Genomic DNA, 26,722 nt, shown 5'->3' with positions numbered 1-26,722 from the left:
GGCGCTGGGCGCGTGCCCGCGCGCGGGCTGCCGCGGCAGCATCATCCGCGGCAAGCGCGGCTACGGCTGCAGCGCGTACAAAACCGGCTGTACCTTCGTGATCTGGAAGGACAGCTTCGGAGCTTCGCTGACGGACGCCGCCATCGCGTACCTGTTGAAACACGGGCGCACCGCGCTGATGAGGCTGGTCGACGAGCAGGGACGGCCGGTCGAAGGGCGGCTCGTGCTGCAGGACCCGAACACGGGACAGCTTAGGCTGGAGCCGGTGTCCTCTTAGGAGTCTTGCAGCGGCCAGCATACGCCGGACAGGCAGGCTCCCGACCGAATAAAGCTATTTTTATCGTGGGGTGAATCGAGCACTTATGAGAGAAATTCCCATTCCGTACGTCCGCGCGAACCAGGCCGGCATTGTCCTGCTGGTTGCGCTTGCGGTAGTGCTGCGCCAGCCGGCACTGATTGCCGCCTTATGGGCGATTCAAGTGCTTGGCTTATGGCAGGGCATTCGCGCCAACTTGATCGTGCAGCTCGCCGCCCCGCTGCTTCGCAGCCGTGTAGCAGGAGCCCGCACCGAATCACGGGAGCTGCTGAGGTTCAACAACGCGATAACCGTCGTGCTTCTTACCTTGTCGCTGCTTGCGTTCTGGGTGAATCCGGGCGGCTGGCTCGGATACGTCCTCGCTGGCATCGTGGCGCTTGCCGCGCTCGCGGCTCTATGCGGTTTTTGCCTTGGCTGCTTCCTGTATTACCGGTTCAAGCGTCTCCGCAAATAACCTGTCATTACAAAAAAAAGCTTTCAACGCAGCGTCTGCGTGAAAGCTTTTTTGCCGTTGTAGCGCGCTCGGCCGATATTACCAAGGCAGCACATAGAAGTAGACGGAGCAAAAGTGGCAGATGCTTCCTCCCAGCACGAATACGTGCCACACGGTGTGAGCGTAAGGGAGCTTGCGCCATAAATAAAAGATCGTGCCGACTGTGTACAACAGGCCTCCGGCGACGAGCCAGCCGATTCCGGCTGCGGGAAGCTGCTCTTGCAGCGGACGGAACGCGAACATGACCATCCAGCCCATCGCGATATAGAACAGCGTCGAGAGGACATTAAACCGCTTGACGAAAAATAGTTTGAACACAATGCCCAGCAGCGCTAGACCCCACACGACGCCGAACAAGCTCCACCCCAAAGGGCCGCGAATCGTGACGAGCAAAAATGGAGTATAAGTGCCGGCGATGAGTACGTAGATGGCCGAATGGTCCATAATTTCGAACAGATCGATCCAGCGCTCCTTGCGGGCGCTATGCAGCAAGGTGGAGCAGACGTACAGCAGAATGAGCGAGACGCCGAATACGGTGAAGCTGACGATATGCCAGACCGTGCCGTTCTTCATCGAATGAAGCAGCAGCAGCACAAGAGCCGCGATGCTGAGCGCGGCGCCGATGCCGTGGCTGATGGCGTTGGCCCGCTCTTCTTTCCAGGACGATAAAGTCAACTTGCATTCATCTCCCGTCGGTTGATGGATTTCTTCCATTATAACCCACGACCGGAGAAATGACCAACTCTTAGTACCAGCCCGTAATCCGTACCGGAAAGCCGCTGGGCGATTCGTTCCCCCGCTCGTTGGGAATAAGCAGCAATCCGGGAGTATCGCGGATTCCTTCTGCGAACAGCTCGAACGACACGCGGGGAAAATCCGCTTGCAAAACAACGACGTTGCCATCTACTTGAATGACACGAATCGCAAGCTCCAGCGGCTGTCCGCCGGCGACGCAGCGATAATGCGAAGGGGCTGCGGCGGATTCGGCATCGATACGCTTGCAGAATTCCAGCACGACGAGCTGGCGGTCCGGACGGTGGGCCCGCAGCACCCGGGGCGGTTCCCGGTACATCGGCAGGCCGATGGAATACTCGTAGGCCGTCCAGAACCGGTAGCCGAGCTCGCCCGCCGATTTGGCGAATTCACGAATCCACTTCCGGCTGCGCCGCATCCGGGTCTGCGAGCCGATATCCGTCTGGATGCCGAGCGGAATGTCTGGATGAACGGTTCGGATGCTTTCCACGAAGGGGCGATAATGTCTTATGTAGTCGGGCGGCAGATGCACGCGCATCCAATCGGGCCAATGGGTCTGAAGCATGTGGGCGTCCGGGCGGACCGTCCGGATCATTTCGACGGCATCCATGCCCTGGTATTCGCGAAGCGCTCCGACAGGATCCTGACCGGCGTCGACCGCAAGGGACCACGTTGCGATTTTGATATCGGGTCTCGCTTCGCGGACCCCCCCGGCGCCGTTGATCAGCTCGTTCAGAAACCCGTTCACCGCCTGTACCCGAAACTCGATCCACAGCAAGTAACGGCCGCGATCCTTTTTGTAATACAGTGGTGAGGAGGAGTAACGAAATTCCGGCATGTCGCTGCCGCTGAACTGCTTGAACGCCGCCCGGGCATACGGGCCGACATCGCCATACACGCCGCTTGCCAGTCCGTTCCATTCGGGAAAATACGGCTCGGCCACTTCAAAGCCCGTAAACGGGTGCGTGCGGACGAGATGGGCGGCCGCCGCTTTTTTCCATGTCACATAGCGGTGGCTGAAAGGGGAGAGCCGGGTAAACCCGTCGTTAACCGGCTTCAGCAGCGTCATTTGCCACTCCGGCCAATCCGGAGGCAAATTTTCGGTCGTGAACGTCCCGTTGCCGATCACCATTGCCCAGACGTCCATGCCGCGCTCGCGAAGCGCCGCTACGAGCCTGCCGTTCACCCGGGTTTCATCCGTCACAAAATAGCGCACGGTACGGAATCCGGCGAGTTCCAGCTCGGAGGCGACGCTTTCGGGGGAACGGTCGAGATAATAAGCAAAGGTCGGATCGATTTGAATCGTAGGCCGACCCGGGGTTCGGACGGACATGCGCATCCCTCGCTTTCCTTACTGCAAGCGGTAACCGCTTAATGGATTTCTTCTTATCGATTCGTTTCCTTCCATAGTACGCTCCATGCTCCGCGGATTCAAATTTGAAGTCCGGGAGCTTACGCAACGCAATCCTTTTGCCGCTATTCAACGGCCGTATGCTTCCAAAGCTTTCAAATTATTTATATGAGCCCGTTAGCCGAAAAATTTGCCAAAAGGATGATTTGTTACTGCCATGCAAGTATTTCATCGCACAGCCCAAAAAAGTAACGCCTCTCGCAAGCGAGGGCGTTAAGTCCGCAGAGATCGGATGAGGTTACACAGTGCCGTCTTTCGGCTTGCCATGGTCAATAATAATTCCGGCGAGAACGAGAATGGCGCTGACTCCATTGGCGATTTCGTTAATGAGATTATCGGGGATGTCGTATCCGAAGCTGCCCAAGGCAAGCTTCGCGCCACCAAGAATACCTAGAATGAACGCTGGCTTTTTCCATTTATTACGCATAGGCCCAACCTCCTTTTCGATGGACTCCATATATTCATATGAGTCTTCAAAAAAAAGGAGTGGACTACCGAAGAAACGGGGTATTGTCCAAGTTCATGCCGGCGTCAAGCGCCGGGTCAGCCCCCAGAACAGCAGCGCGAGACCGCTTATGGCGGCGCCCAGCAGACAGACGCCGGTCCAACCGGCCCGCGCGTACATGAGCGTCGAGGAAATCGAGCCGACGGCGCTGCCGATCGAATAGAAGATCATGTACGCCCCGGCGAGACGGCTTCGGGCTTCCGGGCGCACGTTGTAAATCATGCTCTGATTGGTGACGTGCACGGCTTGCACCGCGAGGTCGAGGAGAACGACTCCGGCGATCAGGGCCCATAGGGAGCTTTCGGCCATACGGATCGGCAGCCACGAAACCAGCAGCAGAGTTAACGCGACACCGGTGGTCCGCTGACCCAAGCCGCGGTCTGCGAGCCGTCCCGCACGCGCCGCCGCCAACGCTCCCGCTACGCCCACGAGACCGAATGACCCGATCGCGGTATGGGAAAGCGACAGCGGCGGCGAGCTGAGCGGCAGCACAAGCGAGGTCCACAGCACGCTGAACGAGGCGAAAATAAGCAGCGCGAGGATACCACGGATGCGCAGCACCGGCTCCTGCACGAATAAAGCGAATACGGAGCGCAGCAGCTGCGGATACGTCATCGGCACCTTCCCGTGATCTTCGCGCGGCAGTACTCGGAACAGCAGCCCGGCCATGAGCACCGTCAATCCGGCGGAGACAAAATATACCGAACGCCAGCCTGCAAGATCGGTCAGCGTCCCGGCGACGGTTCGGGCAAGCAGAATGCCGATTACGACACCGCTCGTTACGAAGCCGACAATCCGGCCCCGCTCGGCGGGCGCAGCCAACGTCGAAGCGTAGGCCACAAGCGCCTGCGTGACGACGGCCAGCAGGCCGACCGCACCCATGGCCGCGAGCAGCACGGCGGCGGTGGAGGCAGTACCGACTGCGATAAGCGCCAAGACGGACAACAGCATTTGGCCGACGATCAGCTTGCGTCGGTTCATCAGATCGCCGAGCGGGACAAGCATGAGCAGTCCCAGCGCATAGAAGATCTGAGTGGCCGTGATGACAATGCCGACGGCCGCGCGGTCAATGCCGAGCTCGCTTGCCATCGCGTCGAGCAGCGGCTGCGCATAGTAGATGTTAGCGACAGCAAGCCCGCAGGCGACGGCAAATAACAGCGCGACGGAACGGGACATCGCTGGCGTGGAAGCCGATTCCTCTGCCGCTAAAGGTCCTTGCGGCACCTCCGCTTTTGCCTCGCCGCGCTCACCGGCAAGAACGCCCGCCTTTTTTTCAAGCCTATCCATCGTCTTTACCTCCTGACAAGTAAAAATATTGTGTACCAAAAAGTATATTATACCGATTGGTATGTAATTAGCTTCGTAAATATAACTCTCACGCAAGCCTACTGTCAAGAGGGCGATTGGCGGGGAAATGGGCTGAAGCTCCAACAAGACACGTCTGCGGAACGCCGGGAGGGATTTGACAATGGCAGCTTCAAGGCCTAAAATCATAGTATACTAATCGATATGAAATGAGGCTATTCTATGGTACGACCAAGGGCGTTTGACGAAGACAAGGCTTTGGATGCGGCGATGCGGCTATTTTGGGAGAAGGGGTATGAAGCGACTTCTTTAAGCGATCTCACGTCCGGAATGGGTATACAGCGCCCAAGCCTTTATGCGGCCTTCGGAGACAAGAAGGAGCTGTTTGAAGCTGCGCTGCGCAAATATACGCACGCTCATTCCTCCTACGTCCGGTCCAAGCTGCAAAACGCTTCTTCCGTCAAGGAAGCGTTCCGGTCCTATTTTGAAGGGATTGCGGCGGAAGTGGACGAGGAAGGGCCCAACAAGGGATGCTTCTGCATCAACGTTATGGTGGAGCTTGCGCCGCATGATGCGAAGTTCGAGGTTCTCACCAGAGAGCATCAGATGTATCTGGCTGCGCTGTTTCAAGAAACGATCGAACGCGGCCTACGGTCGGGAGAGCTGAAGCAAGTCGGCAGCGCCAAGGCGTTGGCCCACACCATGCTCGTGTCGGTCATCGGACTTACCGTGCTGATGAAATCCCGTCCCGAACGTTCGGTTGCGGACCATTTTATCGCGACGATCCTCGAATTGTTGAAGTAACATGACCAGCTGGTCTTTAATGATAAAAATTACGATTAATTGACAAGGGTCATCGGACGGAGTAAAATTTGAAAAAAAGACAGGCAACGCCTGACTAGCGAACATAAATGGAAAGCGGTGTAGTGACTTGAAGGAAGAACGATTGGTTCCGGTTCATATTTTGACCGGATTTTTGGGCAGTGGGAAGACGACGCTGCTGACCCGGGCGCTGGATTATTACAAGCTGAGCGGCAGAAAGCCCGCCGTTCTGATGAACGAGCTGGGCGACGTGAATCTGGACGGGATGCTTGTGGACGAGGACGTGCCGATGACCGAAATGCTCGGCGGCTGCATCTGCTGTACGATTCGCGGCGATCTGGGGATGGAGCTGAAGCAGCTGATCGAGGAGCACCAGCCGGACGTCGTGTTCGTGGAATGCACGGGAGCGGCCAACCCGATCGAGATGCTGGACGGCGTAACGGATGCTTCCCTCCTTACGAAGGTGGAGCTGAAGTCGGTCATTACGGTCGTCGATGCGGCGCAGCTCAGCGAGCGCTCGCATAGCCCGAAGGGCAAGACGTACCGGCTCATGCAGGATCAGATCCGCTGTGCGACGCATATTTTGCTCAACAAGACGGATCTTGTGCCTCCAGCGGAGCTTGTACGTCTGGATATGCTGATCCGGGAGCTGAATCCCACAGCCTCGATCCTGCCGACCGTGCGCTGCGAGATCGAGCTGTCCTTGTTCGAACGCCTCGAAGGCGGCGTAGCGGAGCGGCACCAAGCGGCTTCCGCTTGCGGCTGCGGACATGAGCATGCGGAGGGCGGAGCCTGCGCAACCGGAGGTCATGATCATGACTACGAGCATGGAAGCGATGCGCATCATCACAGCCACGAGCATGTGATGGTCTACACGCATTATTTCGCGCGGCCGGTGGACAGCGAGCAGTTTGAAGCGCTGATCGGACGGCTCCCGCAGGAAATTTACCGGGCCAAAGGCATTTTGCGGTTCACCGATACGGTTAGTCCGTTTTTGTTCCAATACGCGTACCGCGAGATGGATTTCGTGAAAATAGCGCCGAAGGAAGAGCTGCCCAGCGTAGCGGTGTTTATCGGCGAGCACTTTGACCGGTCCTTTCTGAAGGCCGAGCTGGCGGCTCTGGAAGGCCGGTAACCTTGACTCCCGCTACGGATTCAGGCATTATTAGTAGTATCCGATAGCGTATTCATAGGGAAGAGGTAGGTATGGGAAATCACGAGCATGAGGTTCAGTCGACCGTTCAAGATATTTTGAAGGCCATGTCGGCCAAAGGCTGGCGCATCACCGACCAACGGAAGAGCCTTGCCGCCTTGTTCGCCGAATCGACCGGCTATTTGTCCCCGAAGGACGTTTATGATTATATGAAGCAGCCTTATCCCGGTGTCAGCTTCGATACGGTGTACCGCAACCTGCGCCTGCTGAGCGAGATGGGCGTTCTGGAACAAATTTACTTAAACGACGGACTGAAGTTCCGCGCCCGCTGCCAGTCGCATCATCATCATCATCTTATTTGCTTGAACTGCGAGAAAACGGTGCCTTTCGAATTTTGCCCGATGAAGCAGATCGACAATCTGCCGTCCGATTTTCAAATCGTCAATCACCGGTTTGAAATTTTGGGCTACTGCGGAGACTGTGCGCCCGTGGAATCCCGCGAGACAGGAACGGAAAAGCATTAATACAGCCAGGCTGCCAACATGGAAGACAGTGTACCCGCGAAGGGGCGCTGTCTTTTGTTTGAAGAGTAAAGAAATGGAGAGTGAGTTGTCTATGCATTTCCGGCATGTGCTCGAATCCGATTACATACCTGTGATCTCCGTGATCGACGATTGGTGGGGCGGCCGGCCGATGGCCGACATGCTGCCGAAGCTGTTTTTTCAGCATTTTCAAGATACAAGCTATATAGCAGAACAAGACGGCCAAATCGTCGGCTTTTTGATCGGCTTTGTCTCCCAGACGTACCCGGAGCAGGCCTATATCCACTTTATCGGCGTGCATCCGGAGCATCGGAAAGACGGCGTAGCCAAGCGCCTGTACGAGATGTTCTTCGATAAGGTTCGCGAGAAGGGGTGCGAAATCGTGCGCTGCATCACCTCGCCGGTTAACAAAACATCCATTGCCTTTCACACCCGCATGGGCTTCCGGATTGATCAGGGAACCGGCGAAGTAGACGGGGTGCAGGTGACGGCCAATTATGACGGAAAAGGGCATGACCGCGTGTTGTTTGTCAAGGCATTGCGGCCGTAAAGTCGTGGCATAAGGACGATTCTAAAATTTGAAAATTCAACGCGAAAAGGGGAGCGACTGGCTCCTCTTTTTTTATGACTAAATAGTGAAAAAATCCCAAAAAAATCGATTGACAGGACACAGGTCCGATGCTAATATACTGACATAACTAAGTAAGTTTATCGGAATTATTAGTTAGTCACCGGACAACCGGAACGCCATATAATGAGCTGTGGGCGATTGACCCGCCCATCCGATCCGATAAACGGAAATTATAAGCAGAATTGATAAATGGGGAGAGAAAAGGTTATGCGCGCACACACAAATAACGTGCTACGGTTGTTCGGTAAATGGTCAATATACAGCGTACTTACGATATCGCTCGTCGGGCTGACGGCTTGCGGCGGCGCCAAATCGGATTCGGGCGGAACTGCCCCGGCTCCTGGCGACGGTACGAAGCCTGCGGCATCGGCGGTAAAGCCGATCGAACTGCTTAACGTCTCGTACGACCCGACGCGCGAGCTATATCAAAGCTACAATAAAGCGTTTGCCGCCTATTGGAAGAAGACGAAAGGACAGGACGTCACCTTCAAGCAGTCGCACGGCGGCTCCGGCAAGCAGGGACGCTCGGTCGTCGACGGGCTGGAAGCGGATGTGGTGACGCTTGCGCTGGCCTACGACATCGACGCAATTCAGCAAGCGGGACTGATTCAAGCGGATTGGCAGAAGAAGCTGAAGAACAACAGCTCCCCGTATACTTCGACCATCGTCTTCCTCGTGAAGAAAGGCAACCCGAAGGGCATCAAGGATTGGGACGATCTGATCAAGCCGGGTGTGCAAGTTATTACGCCGAATCCGAAAACGTCCGGTGGCGCCCGTTGGAACTATGTGGCCGCTTGGGGCTATGCCTACCAGAAGAACAATAAAGACGAAGCCAAGGCGAAGGAATTCGTGCAGCAGCTGTTCAAAAACGTGCCGGTGCTCGATTCCGGCGCGCGTGATGCGACCACGACCTTCGTCCAGCGTGGCATCGGCGACGTGCTGATCGCCTGGGAGAACGAAGCGTATCTGTCCATCAACGAGTTCGGCAAAGACAAATTCGAGATCGTCACGCCATCGATCAGCGTGCTTGCCGAGCCTCCGGTCGCCGTCGTCGACAAAGTAGTTGACAAGAAAGGCAGCCGGGAAGTGGCGCAGGCGTATCTGGACTATTTGTACTCGGAGGAAGGGCAGGAGATTGCGGCCAAAAACTATTATCGTCCGCGTCTGGAGTCGGTCGCGAAGAAGTACGAGAACCAGTTCTCCAAAGTAAACCTGTTTACCATCGATGACGAGCCGTTCGGCGGCTGGGCGAAAACGCAAAAGACGCATTTTAGCGACGGCGGCGTATTCGACCAAATCTACAAACCGTAACAGACAGGGAGAGAATAGACGATGGCGAAAGCTTGGAAAAAGCGCAGTATTTTACCCGGATTCGGTTTATCGATGGGTTTTACTGTTTTGTACTTGAGTTTAATCGTCCTGTTCCCTTTGTCGGCCATCTTCATTAAAAGCTCCGGGATGGGCTGGGAGGCGTTCTGGCATACGATTACCGACCCCCGGGTCATCGCTTCCTACAAGGTCAGCTTCGGCACGGCGTTCGGTGCTGCGCTCGTCAATTCGGTCTTTGGCTTCATCGTCGCTTGGGTGCTGGTCCGGTACTCGTTTCCGGGCAAAAAAATCGTCGACGCGCTCGTCGATTTGCCCTTTGCGCTGCCGACGGCCGTTGCCGGGATCGCCCTCACGACGATCTATTCACAGAACGGCTGGGTCGGCAAGCTGCTGGAACCGCTGGGGATCAAAATCGCCTTTACCCCGCTCGGCATCATGCTTGCGCTGACGTTCATCGGCATCCCCTTCGTCGTCCGGACGCTTCAGCCGGTGATGGAGGAGTTGGAAAAGGAAGTCGAGGAGGCAGCGGTGAGCCTCGGCGCGAGCCGCTGGAAGACGTTCGTCCGCATCCTGTTCCCCGAGCTGCTGCCTGCGCTGCTGACCGGCTTTACGCTGGCGTTCGCCCGGGCGGTGGGGGAGTACGGCTCGGTCGTGTTCATCTCCGGCAATATGCCGATGAAGACCGAAATCGCACCGCTTCTGATCATGACGAAGCTGGAGCAGTACGATTACGCCGGTGCGACGGCAATAGCTCTGGTCATGCTGGTCATTTCCTTCGTGACGCTGCTCGTCATCAATCTGCTGCAATGGCGGGCGAACCGCCACGTCACATCGGCATAAGCCGGGGAGGAGAGGAAGACTATGGCCGGTTACGTAGCCACCGCAGTGAAATCGGGTTCGGCCGCCGCCGAACGTCCGCGTCACATTACCGAGCCCCGGATCGTGAAATGGGCGCTCATTACCGTCGCACTGTTGTTTTTGGGATTTCTGCTCATTCTGCCTTTGGTCAGCGTCTTCGTCGAAGCGTTCCGCAAAGGGTGGGAGGTGTATGCGGCTTCGCTGATCGAGTCCGATGCGGCCGCTGCCATTCGCCTGACGCTGCTCGTCGCCGTCATCGCGGTGCCGCTTAACCTGCTGTTCGGGCTGGCGGCGGCATGGGCGATCACGAAGTTCCAATTTAAAGGAAAAAATCTGCTGATCACGCTTATCGACCTGCCGTTTGCGGTGTCCCCGGTGATCTCGGGCCTGATCTTCGTCCTGCTGTTCGGCGCGAAAGGCTGGTTCGGCCCATGGCTGCAGGAGAACGATCTCAAGATCATTTTCGCATTGCCGGGCATCGTGCTCGCCACGGTGTTCGTCACCTTCCCGTTCGTCGCCAGGGAGCTGCTGCCGCTGATGCAGGCTCAAGGGACGCTGGAGGAAGAGGCGGCCGTGACGCTGGGCGCCAAAGGGTGGCGCATCTTCTGGAGGATCACGCTGCCCAACATCAAGTGGGGCCTGCTGTACGGGGTTATCCTGTGCAACGCCCGCGCCATGGGCGAATTCGGCGCCGTGTCGGTTGTCTCCGGTCATATTCGCGGATCGACGAATACGATGCCGCTGCATATACAGATTTTGTACAACGAATATAATTTTGCCGGCGCGTTCGCCATGGCATCTTTGCTCGTCCTGCTTGCGGTGGTCACTCTGGTCGTCAAAAGCATCATCGAGTGGAAGCATCATCAGCAGCAGCTCAATCGGGAAGGGGAGACCTGATCATGCATATTGTGGCCAAACATTTAACGAAAAGCTTCGGCAGCTTTCAGGCGACCAAAGATGTCAGCTTTGAGATTGAAAAAGGGAAGCTGATCGGTCTGCTCGGACCGAGCGGGGGCGGAAAAACGACGATCCTTCGCATGCTCGCCGGGCTGGAGGAGCCGGATTCGGGCGATATCCTCTTTCACGGGCAAAAGGTCAATTCGCTTCCGCCGCAAGCGCGCGGCATCGGCTTCGTGTTCCAGAGCTACGCGCTGTTCCGCCACATGAGCGTGTTCGACAACATCGCCTTCGGGCTGACGGTTCAGAAGCGCAGCAAGGCTCAGATTAAGCAGCGCGTGCAGGAGCTGATCGAGCTGACCGGCTTGGCGGGGCTGGAGAAGCGGCTGCCGAACCAGCTTTCCGGCGGACAGCGGCAGCGCGTCGCCTTCGCCCGCGCCATCGCGCCCGAGCCGCAATTGCTGCTGCTGGATGAGCCGTTTGCCGCCATCGATGCCAAGGTACGCAAAGAGCTGCGCACTTGGCTGAAGGAGATGATCGACCGCGTCGGCATTACGACCATCTTCGTCACGCACGACCAGGAGGAAGCCGTCGAGGTGGCCGATCAGATCATGATCATCAATCAAGGCCGGCTGGAGCAGCAGGGCACGCCGATTGAAATTTACAAGCAGCCGGAAACGCCGTTTGTCGCGAATTTCATCGGCGAATCGAATCAGTTCGGAGACGCTACGGCGCTCAAAGGCTTCCCTGCTGCCGGAGCAATCGAGGGTGCGAAAGCGATTATCCGCCCCGAGTTTATCGAGGTCGGCTTGCCCGGCGAGCTGCCTTTCCCGTCCGCTGCCGAGCAGGGCGTCGTCAAGAACGTCTACTTCCGCGGAACGAATTGGCAGATCGAAGTGGCACTCGGCAGCGAGAAGCTGTTCGCTTACCGCTCGCTGGAGCTGCCGCAGCTTCATGCCGGAGACCGGGTGAACGTGTTGATTCACCGCTTGTACCTGTTCAACGAAGACGAACATCTGACATTGGAAAACACTTTGAAATCCGATCCGATGCCGGTGCATATTTAATTAAGAAGAGGTCCGCAGAAAGGGGTAGTCGATATGGAACACCACATTACGATACGAAGCGAACGATACGAACTGGCGGCCACCCTCCATTATCCGCCGGCGGAAGAGGAGGGTGGAAAAGGCTGCGGGTCGGGCCGTTATCCGATCATCATCATATGTCACGGGTTCGTCGGCACGCGAATCGGCGTCGACCGCTTGTTCGTTCTGGCGGCGCGGGAATTTGCCCGTCACGGCTACATGGTGCTCCGTTTCGACTACGGCGGCTGCGGCGAGAGCACGGGCGACTACGGCGCCGGGGGCTTGAACGCATTGATCGACCAGACGCGCACCGTCCTCGATTACGCGCTCGATATCGACTGCGTCGACCCGCAGCGGGTCGTGCTGCTCGGACACAGCCTCGGCGGAGCCGTCGCCATCCTGACCGCCGCCCGGGACAAACGGGTGAAATCGCTCGTGCTCTGGTCGGCCGTCGCGTATCCGTTTAACGATATCGTGAACATCACCGGGAAGAAAACGTACGAGACGGCCGTTCAATGCGGCTCGGCGGATCATCTCGGCTATGCGCTGCAGCCGGTTTTCTTCGAATCCTTGTCGCAGCACCAGCCGTTCGAGCAGCTTCGCAAATTTAACGGCGACGTCCTGCTCGTCCACGGTACGGCAGACGACGTGATTCCCGTCGATTATTGCTTTCTGTACCAGAAGCTGTTCTGGCTGCGCAGCCAGGGACAGTGCGAGAAAGAAATTATTTTCCAGGCCGATCATACGTTTACGGGCAGTCTGGCTAAAGAGCAGCTGTTGAGCAAAACACGGGATTGGCTGCTGTACATCGACAAACGTAAAAACGAGTGGAACGATTGGACGATTTAAAGGGTATGCGCATTTTTTTTAACATACAATACCAACTTAACACATAGGAATAAAAAACATTAAATCTGGAGGGATTAGGATGGCTAAACCGCTCGATGTGGATGAACTTTGGACGAAACGCATCCTTCAAAGTGTCAACGGACTCGAATACGGTACGGTGCAGATCGTGGTGCATGACGGACGGATCGTGCAAATCGAACGTACGGAACGCAAACGTTTTGAAGCGGATTCGGCATCCCAGCGCCATCTGCCCGAACAAAAACAACATAAGCGCACCCCTTGATGCGAACGGGTCCACCGAACCGTTGGAGACCTCCCGAACTGCACGGCATATTGCCGCGCGGTTCGCCGGAGGTCTCTTTCCTTTTTTAGCTTTAAAAAAGTAAAAGGAGTGTATGACTATGGCTAAACTTGTTATTATTTCCGGCAGTCCGTCCCCGGCTTCCCGGCTGAACGGCGTGATGCAATCGATTGAATCGGTGCTGCGGCAGGAAGGACTGCATCCGGAGTGGATTCGCGTCCACGAGCTGCCGCCCGAGGATTTGGTGTACACCAGGTTCGACAGCCCCGCCATTAGTGCGGCCAACCGGCTCATCGAGCAGGCAGACGGCCTCGTCGTAGCCACTCCGATCTACAAAGCGGCCTATACCGGTGTATTGAAAGCTTTTCTGGATCTGATTCCGCAGCGGGGACTTGAGGGCAAAGTGATCCTGCCGGTCGCTATCGGCGGTTCGGCCGCGCACCTGCTGGCGATCGATTATGCCTTGAAGCCGGTGTTGTCGGCGCTCGGGGCGCGCAATCAGCTGCAAGGCGTGTACGCGTTGGATACGCAGGTGAAGCGCAAGGAGGAAGGCGGGTTCGAGGTGGCCGAGGAGTTGGAGGCACGGCTTCGCCAGTCCGCGCTGGATTTTACGCGCGAAGCGCGGTTGTATGCGGAACGGACCGCCCGGGGCCAGGGAGCCGTCGTATGAGACGCAAGCTGGGGGCGAGGCCATTCGCGTTGGCTTTGTTGGCGGTTCTGCTGGTGGCCGTTGCAGCCGGCTGCGCGACAGCGGCCAAGTCCGGAGCGGGCGGAACCGCGGGAGCTGCCGGCGAGAAAGATGAAAAAGTGAAGCAGGTGCGGATCGGGTACCAGAAATACGGCACCGTGAACTTTCTCAAGGCGCAAGGGAAGCTTGATCAGAGGCTGCAAGAGGCGGGCTACACGGTGACGTGGACGGAATTTCCCGGCGGTCCGCAGCTGCTTGAGGCGCTCAATGTAGGCAGCATCGATTTCGGGCATACGGGTGAAGCGCCTCCGATCTTCGCGCAGGCGGCCGGAGCGCCCTTGGTTTATTTGGCGTATGAGCAGGCAAGACCGGCCAGCGAAGCGATTGTCGTACCCGAAGCGTCCCCGATTCAAAGCGTCAAGGACTTGAAGGACAAAAAGATCGCCTTAAACAAAGGGTCCAACGTTCATTATTTGCTCGTAAAGCTGTTGGAGCAAGCCGGGTTGAGCTATTCCGACGTACGAACGGTGTTTCTGCCTCCAGCCGACGCCAGAGTCGCTTTCGAGCGGGGGAGCGTGGACGCTTGGGTCATCTGGGACCCGTATTTCGCCGCCGTGCAGACGTCCGCGAATGCCAGAGTATTGGCGGACGGGAAGGACGTGGTGTCCAACTATGAGTTTTATTTGGCGTCCCACCCGTTTGCCGAGCGGAACAAAGAGATCACCGCCATCCTGTCGGAGGAATTGAACAAGGCCGGTGCTTGGGCGAAGGCGAATCCGCAGGAGGTGGCGCAGCTCTTGTCGCCGCAGCTTGGCATCGATATTCCGTCGCTGGAGCTCGCCATGGGAAGGCGCGAATACGGCTTGCTGCCGATCAGCGGGCAAGTGATCGCCGAGCAGCAGCGCGTGGCGGATACGTTTCTGCAAATCGGTCTCATCCCCAAAGCGATCAAGGTGAGCGAAGCGTTATTAGACTCGTAACAACAACCTGGAAAGGATGACGGACGATGGAAGTGTTCTGGTTTATCCCGACACACGGAGACGGCCGCTACTTGGGCACGCGGAAGGGAGCCCGCGCCGTTGATTTTTCCTATATGAGTCAAATCGCCCAGGCGGCCGACCGGCTCGGATACGGGGGTGTGCTGCTGCCGACGGGGAAATCGTGCGAAGACGCTTGGATCGTCGCCTCGGCACTCGTTCCGCAGACCAAGCGTCTTAAGTTTCTGGTTGCTATCCGCCCGGGACTGATGTCGCCGATGCTGTCGGCTCGCATGGCCGCCACGCTGGACCGCCTGTCCGGCGGGCGGCTGCTGATCAATGTGGTCACCGGCGGTGATCCGGTGGAAAATGCCGGCGACGGCTTATTCCTTGATCATACATCGCGCTATGAGCTGACGGAAGAATTTCTGAATATATGGCGGAAAGGGCTGGAGGACGGGGAAGTTACCTTCGAGGGCGACTATTTGACCGTCAAAGGCGGTACGCTGCTGTACCCATCGCTGCAAAAGCCGCATCCTCCGCTCTATTTCGGTGGCTCCTCCGATATCGCCCAGTCAATTGCAGCGGAGCATACCGACGTGTACTTGACTTGGGGCGAGCCGCCGGCTCAGGTCGAGGCCAAAATCAAGCGCGTGCGTAAGCTGGCCGAAGCGAAGGGACGGCAGGTGAGGTTCGGCATCCGGCTCCACGTCATCGTCCGGGAGACGGAGAAGGAGGCTTGGAGCGCAGCCGACGAGCTGATCCGCTATGTGGACGACGAGACGATCGCGCAAGCGCAGCAGGTGTTCGCCCGTTTCGACTCCGTCGGGCAGCGCCGGATGGCGGAGCTGCACGGCGGGAAGCGCGAGGAGCTGGAGATTAGCCCGAATCTGTGGGCCGGCATCGGTCTGGTGCGCGGCGGCGCGGGAACGGCGCTCGTCGGAGATCCCGAGACGGTGGCGGCCCGAATGAAACAATATGCGGAGCTCGGTATCGACACGTTCATTTTATCCGGTTACCCGCATCTGGAGGAGGCTTACCGGATGGCGGAACTGGTGTTCCCGCTACTGCCGTTGAAGCGCGATCTAATAGGAACCTCCGGCGATCCGGAAGCTGCATCTGCCGGCGTTTCCTCGGCAAGTCCGTTTGGCGAAATTATCGCCAACAACGACCTGCCGACGAAGCAAGACCCCTTATTCGTCAAAGAAAACGAGGTGCAAGCCGATGAAGGCCGTATTCCGCGACTCACGCGCTAAAGGCTGGCTGCCCTGGCTCGTCCCGGTCGCCATTGTGCTGATATGGCAGCTGCTCGGACAGACCGGCTTCATCTCGACACGCATTTTGCCGACGCCTTTGCAGGTCATCCAGGCCTTCATTCCGCTCGCCGAGAAGGGGACGCTGCTTCAACATATCGGGATCAGCGCGAAACGGGCATTGCTCGGCTTTGCCGTCGGCGGAGGGATCGGCCTGACGCTCGGACTCGCGAACGGGGTATCGCCGCTGCTGGAGAAGCTGACGGACTCGTCCATGCAGATGATCCGCACCATCCCGCATTTGGCCCTCATTCCGCTCGTCATTCTATGGTTCGGCATCGGGGAAGAGGCGAAGCTGTTTTTGGTCGCGCTGGGCTGCGCTTTTCCGGTTTACCTGAATACGTTTCACGGTATCCGCTCCGTCGATCCGGGCTTGATTGAAATGGGCAAAGTATACGGCTTGCAGGGCCTCCCGTTGTTCTGGCAGGTCATCCTGCCCGGCGCGCTTCCCAGTATTCTGGTCGGGGTGCGTTACGCGCTAGGGATCATGTGGATCACGCTGATCGTGGCCGAGACGATCTCCGCCGATTCCGGCATCGGCTACATGGCGATGCATGCGCGGGAATTCATGCAGATGGACGTCGTGGTGCTCAGCATCATCATCTATGCGTTACTTGGGAAGCTGTCGGATGCGCTTGCCAAAGGGCTTGAGCGGCGTTGGCTGCAGTGGCACCCGAATTTTAAGAAGGCCTGACCTTGAACCGAAGGAGGGTTCCGTATGAGTGCAAGACAAGGCGGCATCCGGCTGAATATCCGCCGTGTGACCAAGCGGTTCGGAGATCGTACCGTGCTGAAAGAGATTACGCTCGATTTGAACGCGGGCGAGTTTGTGGCCATAGTCGGCCGAAGCGGCTGCGGGAAAAGCACGCTGCTCCGGCTCGTGGGCGGGTTGGAGAAGGCCAACGAAGGTACTATGCTGTTGGACGGGAGGGAGCTTGAAGGAATCGACCCCGACACGAGGCTGCTGTTCCAGGAAGCCCGGCTGCTTCCGTGGAAAAAAGTGCTGGCGAACGTACAGATCGGCGCGAAGACAGGGGACCGGGCGAAGGCGCGCGAAGCGCTTCGCTTGGTCAGCTTGGAGGAGCGGGCGGACGAATGGCCAGGGGTATTGTCCGGCGGACAGAAGCAGCGAATCGCGCTCGCTCGGGCGCTGGCCGGCGCTCCGCGCCTGCTGCTGCTTGACGAGCCGCTGGGTGCGCTTGATGCGCTTACCCGCATCGAAATGCAGCGGCTGCTCGAACGGCTATGGCTGGAGCAGGGGTTCTCCGCCGTTCTCGTCACGCACGATGTTAGCGAAGCCGTCGCGCTGGCTGACCGGGTCGTACTCATCGAAGACGGCGCGGTTGCCCTGAACATCCCGATTTCGTTAGCCCGTCCGCGTGAGCGAGACAGCGGCTTTGCCTACTACGAAAAGATGATTCTGGATCGCGTGATGGGATCGGACCCGGAGAGGGCTCCCTCCGGCGTTCCGGCACTGAGACCGGACTATAAGCGTCATCCCAGCCGCGGTTCTGCCGTTGAGCACAAGACTCAACGGCCTTTTGCCGTTGTGGCCTCCACTTGCGCAGGCTTAATCGCGAACAGCGCGACAAGGACCCCTGCGACTGCGATGCCCGCGAGCAGCCCGAACAGCACGGCCGACGGCCATTTGATTCCGACGGAGATGAACGGTGGACCGGCAGCTACCCCGATAAAGCGCATGCTGCTGTATACCGCGCTTACCGTACCCCGCTGCTCCTTCTTGATTCCTTCCGTAATCAAGGCGTCCAAGCAGGGGAGAGCGATGCCGATTCCGATGCCTCCAAGGCCGACCCACACGAACAGCAGCCACAGCCGGGTTACCCCGGGCAACGCTATACAGACGAGCGCCGCTCCAAGAAGAACGAGCCCGGTTACCGTCAGCCATTTCATGCGCGGCTTGTTTTCCCCGATCGCTTTGCCGGCCAGAAAGGACGACAGACATAAAGCGGATAAAGGAACGGCGAGCAGGCAGCCTTTGACCAGTCCCTGAATTCCGAATCGTTCCTCCAACGTTTCGGATAAGTAGAACAGGATGCCGAACAAGACGAACATCGCAATGACCCCGATGACAAAGATCGCGGCAAGCCACCGTCCCTCGTTGCGGGCGATTGTCCTCAGCATGGCGACAAAGCTTCGGAAGCTCGTGTCTTGCTTGCTCTCGGATTTCGGTGTCCGCACCAGACATGCGACCAACAGGACAGAGACGAGGCACAGCACCGGAATCGCGTAAAAGACAGCGGTCCAAGTCCACAGCGCAAGCAGCGAGCCTATCATCGGACTAAGCACTTTGCCGAACGTATTCGAGGTTTCGATCATGCCGAGCCCGCTGCTGACGTCGCTTTCTTTTTGGAACATGTCGCCTACGAGCGGCATGACGATCGGAGCGGCTCCTGCAGCGCCGATTCCTTGGATGAACCGGCCCGCCAGAATGAGGGGATAGGCAGCATTCTGACTGAGCCACGGCGCCAAGGCGCAAAGCAATCCACCCGCTCCGGCGATCAAGAGGCTGGGGATGATGATTTTTTTGCGTCCGAACCGGTCCGACAGATAGCCCGCAATCGGAATCAGGACGATGGCGACGACGGAATATACCGTGATCAGCAGACTGATTTGAAGGGAGGTCACATGCAGCGTCCGTTCTAAAGCAGGTAATATGGGAATAAGCATGGAATTGCCCAAAGTCATGATGAGCGGAATGGAGGAAACTGCTGCCAGATCCCACGTTTTTTTCGCTTCCAAGCCTGTCGAACCACCTTTCCGAGAGAGGGTTAGGTTTTTGGGATGAAAGAAAGCCTCCGGTAGTCCGGTCGACATGTGAATGTTATTTTGTTCCATAATTCCTAGTTCTATTCCATGCTTTATTCATGAATATGCATATACAGATTGTAAATGGCGAACGTCTATTATATAATGTACAAGTTAAAGAGAAAGGAGATTTGACCAGTGACTAAAAACAAAGCCATCATCTTTATGCTCCTCTGCTTTACGCTGATCGTATCCGCATGCGGCACGAAGCCTGCAGCTACGACCGCCGACAAGCCGGCAACCGGGGGAGATGCGGCCGCAACGACACCGGCGTCCAAGGACTCCAAGCTTGAACAAATTAAAAAAGCGGGCAAAATCGTATTAGGCACGAGCGCCGACTATCCTCCGTATGAGTTCCACAAGGAAATTAACAAAAAGGATGAAATCATCGGCTTTGATATCGAGATCGCCAAAGAGATTGCCAAAGACCTCGGTGTTACGCTCGAAATCAAAGATATGAAATACGAAGGTCTGCTTGCCGCTCTGGATTCCGGCAACATCGACTTCATTCTCGCCGGTATGACGCCGACGGAAGAACGCAAGAAGAACGTGGATTTCTCCAAAATCTACTACACGGCTATCCAACGCGTGGCTGTCCGCGCGGAGGACAAAGATAAATACAAGTCCATCGATGACCTGAAAGGCAAGAAAGTTGCCGGTCAAAAAGGTGCGACCCAAGAAAAAATCATTAAAGAGCAAATGCCAGGTTCCGAGCTGAAGGCGCTCGGCAAAATTTCTGACTTGATGCTGGAGCTGAAAAACAAAAAAGTCGAAGCTCTGGTCGTTGAGCAGCCGGTAGCCGAAGCTTACTTGAGCAAAAACAAAGATTTGGTGCTTGCGGACATTAAGCTGAGTACGGAAGACAGCGGATCGGCTATTGCCGTGAAAAAAGGCAGCTCTGATCTCGTGGAAGCGATGAACAAAACGTTGGACCGCCTGATGGGCGCCAAGTCCATCGATAAAATGGTAGCTGAAGCGAACGAGCAAGTCGATACGCAATAAGCAAGAGGGCGGGACCGTCCGTTCCTTGCAGCACTCCGACAAAAACCTGAGCGGAATTCTCCGGCGGGTTTTTGTTCGGTTATAACGCTTATTTGATAGAAAGGGGGGGAACGCATGGATTTTTCATTTTTATCCAAATACTACATGTTTTTTATCGACGGAGCGAAGATGACGCTCATTTTGTCCATCTTCACCGTCATTTTCGGGGTGCTGCTCGGCATGGTCATTGCCTTGATGCGCATGTCCCGCTTTTGGCCGCTTAAAGCGTTCGCGGTTTCCTATATCGAGTTCATCCGCGGGACGCCGATGCTTGTGCAGCTGTATATTTTTTATTACGGGCTGCCGAAACTGGGCATTCAATTTCCCGAGGTGCCGGGAATCGGTTCATCGTTTCCCGATATGATGGCGGCGATTATCGCGTTGTCCATCAACAGCGCCGCATACGTGGCGGAGACGTTCCGCGCGGGCATTCAGTCGATCGACAAGGGACAAATGGAAGCGGCTCGTTCCCTCGGGATGCCGCACGCGATGGCGATGCGCTTTATCATTTTGCCGCAGGCGCTGCGTAACATTCTCCCGGCGCTCGGCAATGAATTTATCGTAGTGATCAAGGAAACATCCATCGTCTCCGTTATCGGGATCGGCGAGCTGATGTACAAAGCCGACACGGTTCGGGGCAATACGTTCCAGCCGTTCGAGCCGCTCATCCTGGCGGCGATCATTTACTTCATCATGACGTTCACGCTGACCAAGCTGCTCGGCGTTGCGGAAAGGAGGATGAAGTCCTCTGATTAAAGTAACCGATTTACAGAAGTCGTTCGGATCTAACCATGTATTGACCGGAATCGATATCGAGATCGCGAAAGGCGAGGTCGTCGTCGTCATCGGACCGAGCGGTTCGGGCAAAAGTACGTTTCTGCGCTGCCTGAATCTTTTGGAGGAACCGACGGGGGGAGATATCGAATTCGACGGCGTATCACTGCTGCGAGGCAAGCACGATATCAATCAGTTGCGTCAGCGGATGGGCATGGTGTTCCAGCAGTTCAACCTGTTCCCGCATATGACTGTGCAGGAGAACATTACGCTGGCGCCCCAGAAGCTGAAAAACGTCAGCAAGCCGGAGGCGGATAAGATTGCGCAGCAGCTTCTGCAGCGCATCGGATTGGCGGACAAGGCGTCCAGCTACCCGTCGCAGCTGTCCGGCGGACAGAAGCAGCGGATCGCGATTGCTCGGGCGCTGGCGATGTCGCCGGCCGTCATGCTGTTCGACGAGCCGACCTCGGCGCTTGACCCGGAGATGGTCGGCGAGGTGCTCGACGTCATGAAGGAGCTGGCTGCCGAAGGCATGACAATGGTCGTCGTCACGCATGAGATGGGCTTTGCCAGAGAAGTCGGCAAGCGCCTCATCTTTATGGACGGCGGCAAAATCGTGGAGCAGGGCAATCCGGCTGACATCTTCTCGAATCCGCAGCATCCGCGGACGAAAGAATTTTTGGCCAAGGTGCTCTAACCGTATCCTTATAAAAAAAGTAAAGCCGCGAACATCCGGTTCGAAACCGGGTCGCGGCTTTTTAGCGCTTCGTTTATTCGGCAGCGTTTACGCTGCGTTCGAATTCGTCGCGGATCGACTGCAGCAGGGCAGGGTCGGCCAGTACATCGTAAGCGGTGTACGCCAGCGCTTTGGCGCCGAGCAGCATGCCTTCGAAGGCCCGGGGCTGCATGGCCAGATCGCGGAATTCCTTCGTGTGCAGCAAATGCTTTTCGTCGACGACCTTGACGTACGGGTGGATCGACGGACAATGCCGCGACACGTTCCCAAGATCGAGCGAGCCGTGGTCCTTGCCGTATTGAATCTCGTCTTCCCGGATGCCCAGACCGACGAGATTGCGGGTAAACGTGTCCGACAAAGGAGTATTTGTAATCAGTTCGTCATAGGAGTACTCGTAATTCGACCATTTCACCGTACAACCGGTTTGCAGTGCGGCGCCTTCAGCACAACGGATCACCTTTTGCACGGTTTCGTCCGTATACGGACGGTTTGCGGATCGTACATAAAACTGCGCAGCCGCGTAATCCGGAATAATGTTCGGGGCTTTGCCGCCCTCGGTAATGATGCCGTGAATCCGCGCATGGCTGCGGAGCTGCTGTCTCAGTGCGCCGATCGATTGGAACAGGAGCAGTACCGCATCCAGCGCGTTGACGCCTTCATACGGGCTTGCTGCAGCATGAGCCGCCTTGCCGAAAAACTCGAACTGCAGCGCATCCATCGCCAGCGAGCTCCCCGATTTCTCGTACGCGTAGTACGGGTGGGCCATCAAGGCGATGTCGACGTCGTCGAACAGGCCGGCGGCTGCCATATCGACCTTTCCGCCTTTCGTTTCCTCTGCCGGCGTGCCGTATACCCGAATCGTGCCGCCGAGCTGGTCGATGACGGCTTTTAGTCCGACAGCCGCCGCAAGGCCCATTACGCAAATTAGATGATGTCCGCAAGCATGTCCCAGCTCCGGCAGCGCGTCGTACTCGCACAAGAAGGCGACGGTCGGTCCCGGCTTGCTTGCGGCGTACGTCCCGAGAAACGCCGTCGGCAGACCGGCATAAGGGGCTTGTACGGTGAAGCCGTGTTCCTTCAACGCTTCGACCAGGCGCGCCGACGCCTTCCATTCCTCGTGGCCCAGCTCGGGGTTCTCGCCGATAAAGCTGGAAATCTCTGTGAACGACGGGGCGTGCAGGTCGATGGTGGAGGCAATTTGTTGTTTCATGTTCCATTCTCCTTTACTTCTCTGTAGCATGACCTTATTATAACGAAAAAAGCGGAGCAAACAAAGAAAGACCCCGCTGCAAGGGCTTGCAGAAACGGGGTCCGGGTGTCGTTTCACAATTCTGTTCGGTTATTGCAGGCTGTGGCGCTTGTCGATGATTTGCTCTTCAAGCTGCTTTTTAATTTTTTGCACCGCATCGACTTCCAGTTTATGATTTTGCCGGAATCGAACGCCGGTCAATGCCAAAGCCTCGTTCAAGGTTAGCTCGACGGAAATTTTTTGCTCCTGCGGCTCGCGTGCTTCATAACTCATGGTGCATCGCTCCTTCTCATTAGGGTTTGAGAGTGCATCAATAAGCTGTATTTGGCAGGGGACTTGAGTGTATTTTTCGGAAAAATCCTTGATTTTCCTTGGTTTCAATATAACATATCATGTAACATATTGCAAGTGGAGCGCACAAAAAAGAGGCCCGTCCGGCCTCGGTTATTTTATCCGTTCCTGCATCCGAAGACGTTGGATGGACAAGATCAGACGATCTATTTTTTGGCTGAGCTCTACTACCCGGGGATCAACGAAACTACCTTTTTCTTCCACAAGTAAGTAAAGCTGCATCTGCATTCGCTCCAAATGCCGTCTCATTTCCGCTTCTTCCATCGGTTTCAGACCCCATCCTAACGCTCTAAAAATAGTAAGTCCACTATCAGTCTATTATAATTCAAACCGGTTGTAAAATATGTAAATGATTGTCGAGCCGATTATTAATTTTTTTTAAAGAAGCCGGCCGACCGTATAATCCCATCGGGGAAGCGGTATATTACGGTCGACGGGAGGTGAGCCGAACATGGACAGTGCCAAGGCGAATACGAAAAACAATCCGAATTTCAAGGAGAACAAATTCACGGAAGAAGAGGCGGTCATGCATGCGGGTAAGGTGGCGGACCGCCCTCCGAACTTGAATGAAATTCCGAAGGAAACGAATCCTCAATAGCGGAAGAACGGCACCGACGGGGATTTGGCAGAGAAGCGAAAGCGAAAACGGTAAAACCCCGGAGAACGGGCAGTTTTACCGTTTTTCCGCATTTGTTAAGCTTCGTTATTGTGCCCGATGGCCAGATTGGCGATCTCATCGTTTGTCTCGTCCGGGAGGCGGGTTTTGAAATAGCCCACGACCGCTTCGACCGCTTTGTCCGCCTGCCCTTCGGTAATACCCGCTTGTTCGGAGACGAGCTTGACCAATTGGTGCTTCACGCGTTTGTTCCTCCTCTTCGGGATCTACGGGATAAGCATCTAATAGGATGTGCTCCTTTATGGTTTTTATGTGGCGGAACATGTTATATTTATACAAAGACACAACAAGCCTGCAATTGCTTTGGCTCGAACAAAGGAGACATCGGACGGATGATCATCGTACGCAATCTAACCAAATCGTTCCCATCCGGGCAGCGCGTTCTGGACCGCGTCAGCTTTCATGCGGACGAAGGGGAGCTGGTGGCGCTGCTTGGCGCAAGCGGGAGCGGCAAAACGACCTTTTTCCGGTGCTTGATGCTCAAGGAAAAATGGAACGAGGGCCAGTATATTTACGACGGAAAGGATATTTCGGGCGTCGGAGTCTGGGAGAAGTTCCAATTGAACAAGCAGTGGGCCTATCTGGAGGAGAAGCCGAGCTTGAATCTGAAAAAGACGGCTTTGAAAAATGTACTCAGCGCGCTGCTGTTCAAAAAATCGTGGTGGCGCTTTTTGACGAATTCCGTTTCGGAAGACGACCATATGGAAGCGATGGATTACCTCGATAAAGTAGGACTGCTCGACAAAGCGCACGAGCCGGTGGAGAAGCTGAGCGGCGGGGAGAAGCAGCGCGTCGCGATCTGCAAGGCGCTGATCAAGGGAGCCAAGGTGATTTTCGCGGACGAGCCGGTGTCCGGCTTGGACCCGGAGGCAGCGAGCCTCGTCATGCAGGATTTCAAGTCCATCTGCCAGAAGCATAAGCTTCTTGTGTTTTGCAGTCTGCATCAGGTGGAGCTCGCGGAAAAATTCGGCTCTCGCATCTGGGGACTGTCGGACGGGAAGCTCGTGGTCGATATTGCGGGCCGGCGGTTGACGCAGCGGGAGAAGGAACTTATTTTTTAATTGGAGTATTACATACGTACAATGAAGAAGGTCGGCCCGGACATCGATGTCCAGGTCGACCTTTCTTTAGTTAACCGCGGGATCGCAAGCCGCGATTCGCTTTGCAATCAATCCGCCGTGCAAACGGCCGGTTTCGATAAACACCTCGTTGGCGTTCGCGCCCGAAGCGATGACACCGGCGACGAACAGCCCGGGAACGGTCGTTTCCATCGTGGCCGGATCGTACTGGGGAATCCCGTCCGGCTCTGACACAATGGCCCCGGCTCCCGCCAGCAGACCGCGGTCCGGACGGAAGCCGGTCAGCGCCAGGACGAAGTCGTTATCGAATTCCTCTTCGCGTCCTTCGCGAGATACGGTGACGGACGTTTCCGTAATGCGGACAACCCGGGATTGAAACAGCATCCGAATGCGGCCTTTATTGACCATGCTTTCGAAGATTGGCTTAACCCACGGCTTAATGACCGGCGAATAGGTTTCGCCCCGGTAAACGACGGTCACCTCGGCGCCCGCCCGCAGCAGCTCCATTGCAGCATCGATCGCGGAGTTGCTTCCGCCGATGATCGCGACCTTCGTGCCGGTATACGGATGAGCTTCGCGGAAGTAGTGCGTCACCTTGCTTAATTCCTCTCCCGGAATGCCGAGCATATTCGGCTGCGAGAAATAGCCGGTGGCGACAATGACATGCCGCGCGGCTATCGTTGTAGCCGAACCGAAACGATTCTGCACCGTCAGCTCGAAGGTTCCCCCCGGCTGTACCGCCAACTGGGTTGCCGTATGGTAGGGACGAATGCGCATACCGCTGCGGGCCGCCACATTCCGGTAATAATTCAACGCTTCCAGCCGGTAAGGCTTATCGTTAGGCGTCGAGAACGGGTAACCGCCGATCTCAAGCAGCTCCGGCGTGCTGAAAAATTGCATGTACGTCGGATATAAGTATATCGAATGCACAACGCACTCTTTTTCGATAATAAGAGGGTCGATGCCGATCTTCTGCAGCTCCAGGGCTGCCGATAGGCCGCAAGGACCCGCGCCGATAATGACAACTTCTTCCATTGGAATGCTTCACCCGCTTTTTCGAATGTATAGATAGAGAATTCTGTTAATCCTCTACCCATAGTACCTTATCGGGCCAACAGATGCCAACGCTATGTTTACACGGGACCCTTTAGGCTGTACGCCGGACTTTTAATTAGCCTCGCGGTTATGGAACCGTTGACAAAAACTGGCCTGCTGCCCTAGGATTAGCTTGAACGCTGCGATACGGCGGCACGAAACTAGCCCCTTGGAGGTATGGATATGTTAAAAGGCATTCCTTCGATTCTTTCCCCCGAATTGTTCAAAATTATGATGGAAATGGGGCACGGCGATGAATTGGTGCTTGCCGACGCCAATTTTCCGGCGGCGAGCCATGCGCAGCGTCTGGTGCGCTGTGACGGGCACGGCGTACCTGAGCTGCTCGAAGCGATCCTGACCTTTTTTCCATTGGACGCTTATGCGGAGCATTCGGTCGCCTTAATGGCCGTCGTTCCCGGCGATCCGGTGAAGCCGGTCATCTGGGACGAATACCGCACGATTGTGAAGAAGCATGCGCCGGAAGCCGACGAGCCCGCATTTGTGGAGCGATTTGCGTTCTATGAGCGCGCCAAGCAAGCGTATGCCGTCGTTGCGACGGGCGAAGGGGCGTTGTATGCGAACATCGTGCTCAAAAAAGGCGTCGTCAAGCCGTAACGCCAATCATAATCCGTCCCTGAATCTCATAGATTAAGACTACGAATCTATG

32 protein-coding genes and 1 pseudogene are annotated in these 26,722 nt (G+C 56.4%); 23 read left to right on the top strand and 10 right to left on the bottom strand.

Going from position 1 to position 26,722, the window contains the following annotated elements; genetic code table 11:
- Positions 1 to 97: 97 nt before the first annotated feature.
- Both PEL01S_RS34820 and PEL01S_RS16425 read left to right on the top strand, forming a co-directional pair.
- Positions 98 to 277: a hypothetical protein gene (locus PEL01S_RS34820; RefSeq protein WP_174806957.1), complete on the top strand. Its 180-nt coding sequence runs from the start codon at positions 98 to 100 to the stop codon at positions 275 to 277.
- A gap of 85 nt (positions 278 to 362) precedes the next feature.
- Positions 363 to 770, top strand: coding sequence for a DUF4395 family protein (locus tag PEL01S_RS16425; protein WP_127461046.1), 408 nt, complete (start codon positions 363 to 365; stop codon positions 768 to 770).
- Positions 771 to 848: 78 nt separating this feature from the next.
- On the opposite strand, the gene trhA is transcribed toward PEL01S_RS16425, so the two are convergent.
- From trhA to PEL01S_RS16405, 4 genes are all read right to left on the bottom strand, one after another.
- Positions 849 to 1,523, bottom strand: a complete 675-nt coding sequence (gene trhA, locus PEL01S_RS16420; RefSeq protein WP_063180634.1) for a PAQR family membrane homeostasis protein TrhA — start codon at positions 1,521 to 1,523, stop codon at positions 849 to 851.
- A gap of 31 nt (positions 1,524 to 1,554) precedes the next feature.
- Positions 1,555 to 2,895 carry an N-acyl-D-glucosamine 2-epimerase gene (locus PEL01S_RS16415; protein WP_239551324.1) on the bottom strand — a complete coding sequence of 447 codons (1,341 nt, stop codon included), beginning with the start codon at positions 2,893 to 2,895 and terminating at the stop codon, positions 1,555 to 1,557.
- Between the two features lie 316 nt (positions 2,896 to 3,211).
- The gene (locus tag PEL01S_RS16410) at positions 3,212 to 3,400 is read right to left on the bottom strand and encodes a hypothetical protein (protein ID WP_063180642.1); all 189 of its coding nucleotides are present in this window, start codon (positions 3,398 to 3,400) and stop codon (positions 3,212 to 3,214) included.
- A 93-nt stretch (positions 3,401 to 3,493) separates the two neighbouring features.
- Positions 3,494 to 4,654, bottom strand: coding sequence for an MFS transporter (locus PEL01S_RS16405; protein WP_163767954.1), 1,161 nt, complete (start codon positions 4,652 to 4,654; stop codon positions 3,494 to 3,496).
- A 351-nt stretch (positions 4,655 to 5,005) separates the two neighbouring features.
- Between PEL01S_RS16405 and PEL01S_RS16400 the strand changes: the two genes are divergently transcribed.
- The 15 genes and pseudogenes from PEL01S_RS16400 to PEL01S_RS16330 form a co-directional block, all read left to right on the top strand.
- Entirely contained in the window at positions 5,006 to 5,587 is a 582-nt protein-coding gene (locus tag PEL01S_RS16400) for a TetR/AcrR family transcriptional regulator (RefSeq protein WP_127461043.1), read from the top strand.
- Between the two features lie 127 nt (positions 5,588 to 5,714).
- Positions 5,715 to 6,740 (top strand): CobW family GTP-binding protein, encoded by a 1,026-nt coding sequence (locus PEL01S_RS16395; protein WP_127461042.1) that lies wholly within the window; start codon positions 5,715 to 5,717, stop codon positions 6,738 to 6,740.
- Positions 6,741 to 6,811: 71 nt separating this feature from the next.
- Positions 6,812 to 7,282, top strand: a complete 471-nt coding sequence (locus PEL01S_RS16390) for a Fur family transcriptional regulator (protein WP_127461041.1) — start codon at positions 6,812 to 6,814, stop codon at positions 7,280 to 7,282.
- A 91-nt stretch (positions 7,283 to 7,373) separates the two neighbouring features.
- A complete protein-coding gene (locus PEL01S_RS16385; RefSeq protein WP_127461050.1) occupies positions 7,374 to 7,850 on the top strand; it encodes a GNAT family N-acetyltransferase in 477 nt (158 codons plus the stop codon).
- Between the two features lie 288 nt (positions 7,851 to 8,138).
- The gene (locus tag PEL01S_RS16380) at positions 8,139 to 9,242 is read left to right on the top strand and encodes a sulfate ABC transporter substrate-binding protein (protein WP_127461040.1); all 1,104 of its coding nucleotides are present in this window, start codon (positions 8,139 to 8,141) and stop codon (positions 9,240 to 9,242) included.
- A 21-nt stretch (positions 9,243 to 9,263) separates the two neighbouring features.
- The gene (gene cysT / locus PEL01S_RS16375) at positions 9,264 to 10,100 is read left to right on the top strand and encodes a sulfate ABC transporter permease subunit CysT (RefSeq protein WP_010495326.1); all 837 of its coding nucleotides are present in this window, start codon (positions 9,264 to 9,266) and stop codon (positions 10,098 to 10,100) included.
- Positions 10,101 to 10,121: 21 nt separating this feature from the next.
- Positions 10,122 to 11,015, top strand: a complete 894-nt coding sequence (gene cysW / locus PEL01S_RS16370) for a sulfate ABC transporter permease subunit CysW (protein WP_127461039.1) — start codon at positions 10,122 to 10,124, stop codon at positions 11,013 to 11,015.
- 2 nt (positions 11,016 to 11,017) lie between these two features.
- On the top strand, positions 11,018 to 12,082 hold the full coding sequence (locus tag PEL01S_RS16365) for a sulfate/molybdate ABC transporter ATP-binding protein (RefSeq protein WP_127461038.1): 1,065 nt from the start codon (positions 11,018 to 11,020) through the stop codon (positions 12,080 to 12,082).
- 33 nt (positions 12,083 to 12,115) lie between these two features.
- Positions 12,116 to 12,949 (top strand): alpha/beta hydrolase family protein, encoded by an 834-nt coding sequence (locus PEL01S_RS16360; protein ID WP_108532025.1) that lies wholly within the window; start codon positions 12,116 to 12,118, stop codon positions 12,947 to 12,949.
- 79 nt (positions 12,950 to 13,028) lie between these two features.
- Positions 13,029 to 13,232, top strand: coding sequence for a YezD family protein (locus PEL01S_RS16355; protein WP_108532024.1), 204 nt, complete (start codon positions 13,029 to 13,031; stop codon positions 13,230 to 13,232).
- A 118-nt stretch (positions 13,233 to 13,350) separates the two neighbouring features.
- On the top strand, positions 13,351 to 13,920 hold the full coding sequence (ssuE, locus tag PEL01S_RS16350) for an NADPH-dependent FMN reductase (protein WP_127461037.1): 570 nt from the start codon (positions 13,351 to 13,353) through the stop codon (positions 13,918 to 13,920).
- Positions 13,917 to 14,918, top strand: a complete 1,002-nt coding sequence (locus PEL01S_RS16345) for a sulfonate ABC transporter substrate-binding protein (protein ID WP_127461036.1) — start codon at positions 13,917 to 13,919, stop codon at positions 14,916 to 14,918. The genes ssuE and PEL01S_RS16345 overlap by 4 nt, the downstream gene beginning before the upstream one ends.
- 26 nt (positions 14,919 to 14,944) lie before the next feature.
- Complete coding sequence (gene ssuD, locus PEL01S_RS16340) at positions 14,945 to 16,171, top strand: FMNH2-dependent alkanesulfonate monooxygenase (protein ID WP_127461035.1); 1,227 nt, start codon at positions 14,945 to 14,947, stop codon at positions 16,169 to 16,171.
- The gene (gene ssuC, locus PEL01S_RS16335; protein WP_127461034.1) at positions 16,140 to 16,922 is read left to right on the top strand and encodes an aliphatic sulfonate ABC transporter permease SsuC; all 783 of its coding nucleotides are present in this window, start codon (positions 16,140 to 16,142) and stop codon (positions 16,920 to 16,922) included. The genes ssuD and ssuC overlap by 32 nt, the downstream gene beginning before the upstream one ends.
- Positions 16,923 to 16,946: 24 nt before the next feature.
- Positions 16,947 to 17,693: pseudogene (locus PEL01S_RS16330) on the top strand (ATP-binding cassette domain-containing protein); the annotation flags it as partial.
- Between the two features lie 65 nt (positions 17,694 to 17,758).
- On the opposite strand, the gene PEL01S_RS16325 reads toward PEL01S_RS16330, so the two are convergent.
- Complete coding sequence (locus tag PEL01S_RS16325) at positions 17,759 to 19,063, bottom strand: MFS transporter (protein ID WP_371860709.1); 1,305 nt, start codon at positions 19,061 to 19,063, stop codon at positions 17,759 to 17,761.
- Between the two features lie 129 nt (positions 19,064 to 19,192).
- Here PEL01S_RS16325 and PEL01S_RS16320 point away from each other — a divergent pair, with 129 nt between their 5' ends.
- From PEL01S_RS16320 to PEL01S_RS16310, 3 genes are all read left to right on the top strand, one after another.
- Positions 19,193 to 20,056, top strand: coding sequence for a transporter substrate-binding domain-containing protein (locus tag PEL01S_RS16320; protein WP_127461032.1), 864 nt, complete (start codon positions 19,193 to 19,195; stop codon positions 20,054 to 20,056).
- Between the two features lie 114 nt (positions 20,057 to 20,170).
- The gene (locus tag PEL01S_RS16315; protein WP_063180672.1) at positions 20,171 to 20,851 is read left to right on the top strand and encodes an amino acid ABC transporter permease; all 681 of its coding nucleotides are present in this window, start codon (positions 20,171 to 20,173) and stop codon (positions 20,849 to 20,851) included.
- The gene (locus PEL01S_RS16310; protein WP_108532015.1) at positions 20,844 to 21,566 is read left to right on the top strand and encodes an amino acid ABC transporter ATP-binding protein; all 723 of its coding nucleotides are present in this window, start codon (positions 20,844 to 20,846) and stop codon (positions 21,564 to 21,566) included. Before PEL01S_RS16315 ends, PEL01S_RS16310 begins: the two co-directional genes overlap by 8 nt.
- Before the next feature lie 73 nt (positions 21,567 to 21,639).
- Here the strand turns inward: PEL01S_RS16310 and PEL01S_RS16305 are convergent, their stop codons facing one another.
- The 3 genes from PEL01S_RS16305 to PEL01S_RS16295 form a co-directional block, all read right to left on the bottom strand.
- A complete protein-coding gene (locus tag PEL01S_RS16305; RefSeq protein WP_127461031.1) occupies positions 21,640 to 22,815 on the bottom strand; it encodes a M20 family metallopeptidase in 1,176 nt (391 codons plus the stop codon).
- 129 nt (positions 22,816 to 22,944) lie between these two features.
- A complete protein-coding gene (locus PEL01S_RS16300; protein WP_063180678.1) occupies positions 22,945 to 23,127 on the bottom strand; it encodes a hypothetical protein in 183 nt (60 codons plus the stop codon).
- A 171-nt stretch (positions 23,128 to 23,298) separates the two neighbouring features.
- Positions 23,299 to 23,469 (bottom strand): aspartyl-phosphate phosphatase Spo0E family protein, encoded by a 171-nt coding sequence (locus tag PEL01S_RS16295; protein WP_082866904.1) that lies wholly within the window; start codon positions 23,467 to 23,469, stop codon positions 23,299 to 23,301.
- A gap of 187 nt (positions 23,470 to 23,656) precedes the next feature.
- On the opposite strand from PEL01S_RS16295, the gene PEL01S_RS34530 reads away from it, so the two are divergent.
- A complete protein-coding gene (locus tag PEL01S_RS34530; RefSeq protein ID WP_010495361.1) occupies positions 23,657 to 23,803 on the top strand; it encodes a hypothetical protein in 147 nt (48 codons plus the stop codon).
- Between the two features lie 95 nt (positions 23,804 to 23,898).
- Here the strand turns inward: PEL01S_RS34530 and PEL01S_RS34525 are convergent, their stop codons facing one another.
- Positions 23,899 to 24,063, bottom strand: coding sequence for a hypothetical protein (locus PEL01S_RS34525; protein ID WP_164824286.1), 165 nt, complete (start codon positions 24,061 to 24,063; stop codon positions 23,899 to 23,901).
- Positions 24,064 to 24,213: 150 nt separating this feature from the next.
- Between PEL01S_RS34525 and PEL01S_RS16290 the strand changes: the two genes are divergently transcribed.
- A complete protein-coding gene (locus tag PEL01S_RS16290) occupies positions 24,214 to 24,942 on the top strand; it encodes a phosphonate ABC transporter ATP-binding protein (RefSeq protein WP_127461030.1) in 729 nt (242 codons plus the stop codon).
- A 66-nt stretch (positions 24,943 to 25,008) separates the two neighbouring features.
- On the opposite strand, the gene PEL01S_RS16285 is transcribed toward PEL01S_RS16290, so the two are convergent.
- Entirely contained in the window at positions 25,009 to 25,995 is a 987-nt protein-coding gene (locus PEL01S_RS16285) for a YpdA family putative bacillithiol disulfide reductase (protein ID WP_127461029.1), read from the bottom strand.
- Positions 25,996 to 26,238: 243 nt separating this feature from the next.
- On the opposite strand from PEL01S_RS16285, the gene fucU reads away from it, so the two are divergent.
- The gene (gene fucU / locus PEL01S_RS16280) at positions 26,239 to 26,670 is read left to right on the top strand and encodes an L-fucose mutarotase (RefSeq protein ID WP_127461028.1); all 432 of its coding nucleotides are present in this window, start codon (positions 26,239 to 26,241) and stop codon (positions 26,668 to 26,670) included.
- The last annotated feature ends 52 nt before the right edge of the window (positions 26,671 to 26,722 follow it).

The sequence above is a fragment of the Paenibacillus elgii NBRC 100335 genome (assembly GCF_004000865.1).
In the GTDB taxonomy this organism is placed as follows: domain Bacteria; phylum Bacillota; class Bacilli; order Paenibacillales; family NBRC-103111; genus Paenibacillus_G; species Paenibacillus_G elgii.
Note: the sequence above shows the minus strand (reverse complement) of the source record. Positions and strands in the feature narration are given on the sequence as shown.

Excerpts from the sequence above, each read along its gene's own strand:
- PEL01S_RS16425 (WP_127461046.1), top strand. The coding sequence starts at position 363 with ATGAGAGAAATTCCCATTCCGTACGTCCGCGCGAACCAGGCCGGCATT.
- trhA (WP_063180634.1), bottom strand. The coding sequence starts at position 1,523 with ATGGAAGAAATCCATCAACCGACGGGAGATGAATGCAAGTTGACTTTA.
- PEL01S_RS16415 (WP_239551324.1), bottom strand. The coding sequence starts at position 2,895 with ATGTCCGTCCGAACCCCGGGTCGGCCTACGATTCAAATCGATCCGACC.
- PEL01S_RS16410 (WP_063180642.1), bottom strand. The coding sequence starts at position 3,400 with ATGCGTAATAAATGGAAAAAGCCAGCGTTCATTCTAGGTATTCTTGGT.
- PEL01S_RS16405 (WP_163767954.1), bottom strand. The coding sequence starts at position 4,654 with ATGTCCCGTTCCGTCGCGCTGTTATTTGCCGTCGCCTGCGGGCTTGCT.
- PEL01S_RS16400 (WP_127461043.1), top strand. The coding sequence starts at position 5,006 with ATGGTACGACCAAGGGCGTTTGACGAAGACAAGGCTTTGGATGCGGCG.
- PEL01S_RS16390 (WP_127461041.1), top strand. The coding sequence starts at position 6,812 with ATGGGAAATCACGAGCATGAGGTTCAGTCGACCGTTCAAGATATTTTG.
- PEL01S_RS16385 (WP_127461050.1), top strand. The coding sequence starts at position 7,374 with ATGCATTTCCGGCATGTGCTCGAATCCGATTACATACCTGTGATCTCC.
- PEL01S_RS16380 (WP_127461040.1), top strand. The coding sequence starts at position 8,139 with ATGCGCGCACACACAAATAACGTGCTACGGTTGTTCGGTAAATGGTCA.
- cysT (WP_010495326.1), top strand. The coding sequence starts at position 9,264 with ATGGCGAAAGCTTGGAAAAAGCGCAGTATTTTACCCGGATTCGGTTTA.
- cysW (WP_127461039.1), top strand. The coding sequence starts at position 10,122 with ATGGCCGGTTACGTAGCCACCGCAGTGAAATCGGGTTCGGCCGCCGCC.
- PEL01S_RS16365 (WP_127461038.1), top strand. The coding sequence starts at position 11,018 with ATGCATATTGTGGCCAAACATTTAACGAAAAGCTTCGGCAGCTTTCAG.
- PEL01S_RS16360 (WP_108532025.1), top strand. The coding sequence starts at position 12,116 with ATGGAACACCACATTACGATACGAAGCGAACGATACGAACTGGCGGCC.
- PEL01S_RS16355 (WP_108532024.1), top strand. The coding sequence starts at position 13,029 with ATGGCTAAACCGCTCGATGTGGATGAACTTTGGACGAAACGCATCCTT.
- ssuE (WP_127461037.1), top strand. The coding sequence starts at position 13,351 with ATGGCTAAACTTGTTATTATTTCCGGCAGTCCGTCCCCGGCTTCCCGG.
- PEL01S_RS16345 (WP_127461036.1), top strand. The coding sequence starts at position 13,917 with ATGAGACGCAAGCTGGGGGCGAGGCCATTCGCGTTGGCTTTGTTGGCG.
- ssuD (WP_127461035.1), top strand. The coding sequence starts at position 14,945 with ATGGAAGTGTTCTGGTTTATCCCGACACACGGAGACGGCCGCTACTTG.
- ssuC (WP_127461034.1), top strand. The coding sequence starts at position 16,140 with ATGAAGGCCGTATTCCGCGACTCACGCGCTAAAGGCTGGCTGCCCTGG.
- PEL01S_RS16325 (WP_371860709.1), bottom strand. The coding sequence starts at position 19,063 with ATGTCGACCGGACTACCGGAGGCTTTCTTTCATCCCAAAAACCTAACC.
- PEL01S_RS16315 (WP_063180672.1), top strand. The coding sequence starts at position 20,171 with ATGGATTTTTCATTTTTATCCAAATACTACATGTTTTTTATCGACGGA.
- PEL01S_RS16305 (WP_127461031.1), bottom strand. The coding sequence starts at position 22,815 with ATGAAACAACAAATTGCCTCCACCATCGACCTGCACGCCCCGTCGTTC.
- PEL01S_RS16300 (WP_063180678.1), bottom strand. The coding sequence starts at position 23,127 with ATGAGTTATGAAGCACGCGAGCCGCAGGAGCAAAAAATTTCCGTCGAG.
- PEL01S_RS16295 (WP_082866904.1), bottom strand. The coding sequence starts at position 23,469 with ATGGAAGAAGCGGAAATGAGACGGCATTTGGAGCGAATGCAGATGCAG.
- PEL01S_RS34530 (WP_010495361.1), top strand. The coding sequence starts at position 23,657 with ATGGACAGTGCCAAGGCGAATACGAAAAACAATCCGAATTTCAAGGAG.
- PEL01S_RS16290 (WP_127461030.1), top strand. The coding sequence starts at position 24,214 with ATGATCATCGTACGCAATCTAACCAAATCGTTCCCATCCGGGCAGCGC.
- PEL01S_RS16285 (WP_127461029.1), bottom strand. The coding sequence starts at position 25,995 with ATGGAAGAAGTTGTCATTATCGGCGCGGGTCCTTGCGGCCTATCGGCA.
- fucU (WP_127461028.1), top strand. The coding sequence starts at position 26,239 with ATGTTAAAAGGCATTCCTTCGATTCTTTCCCCCGAATTGTTCAAAATT.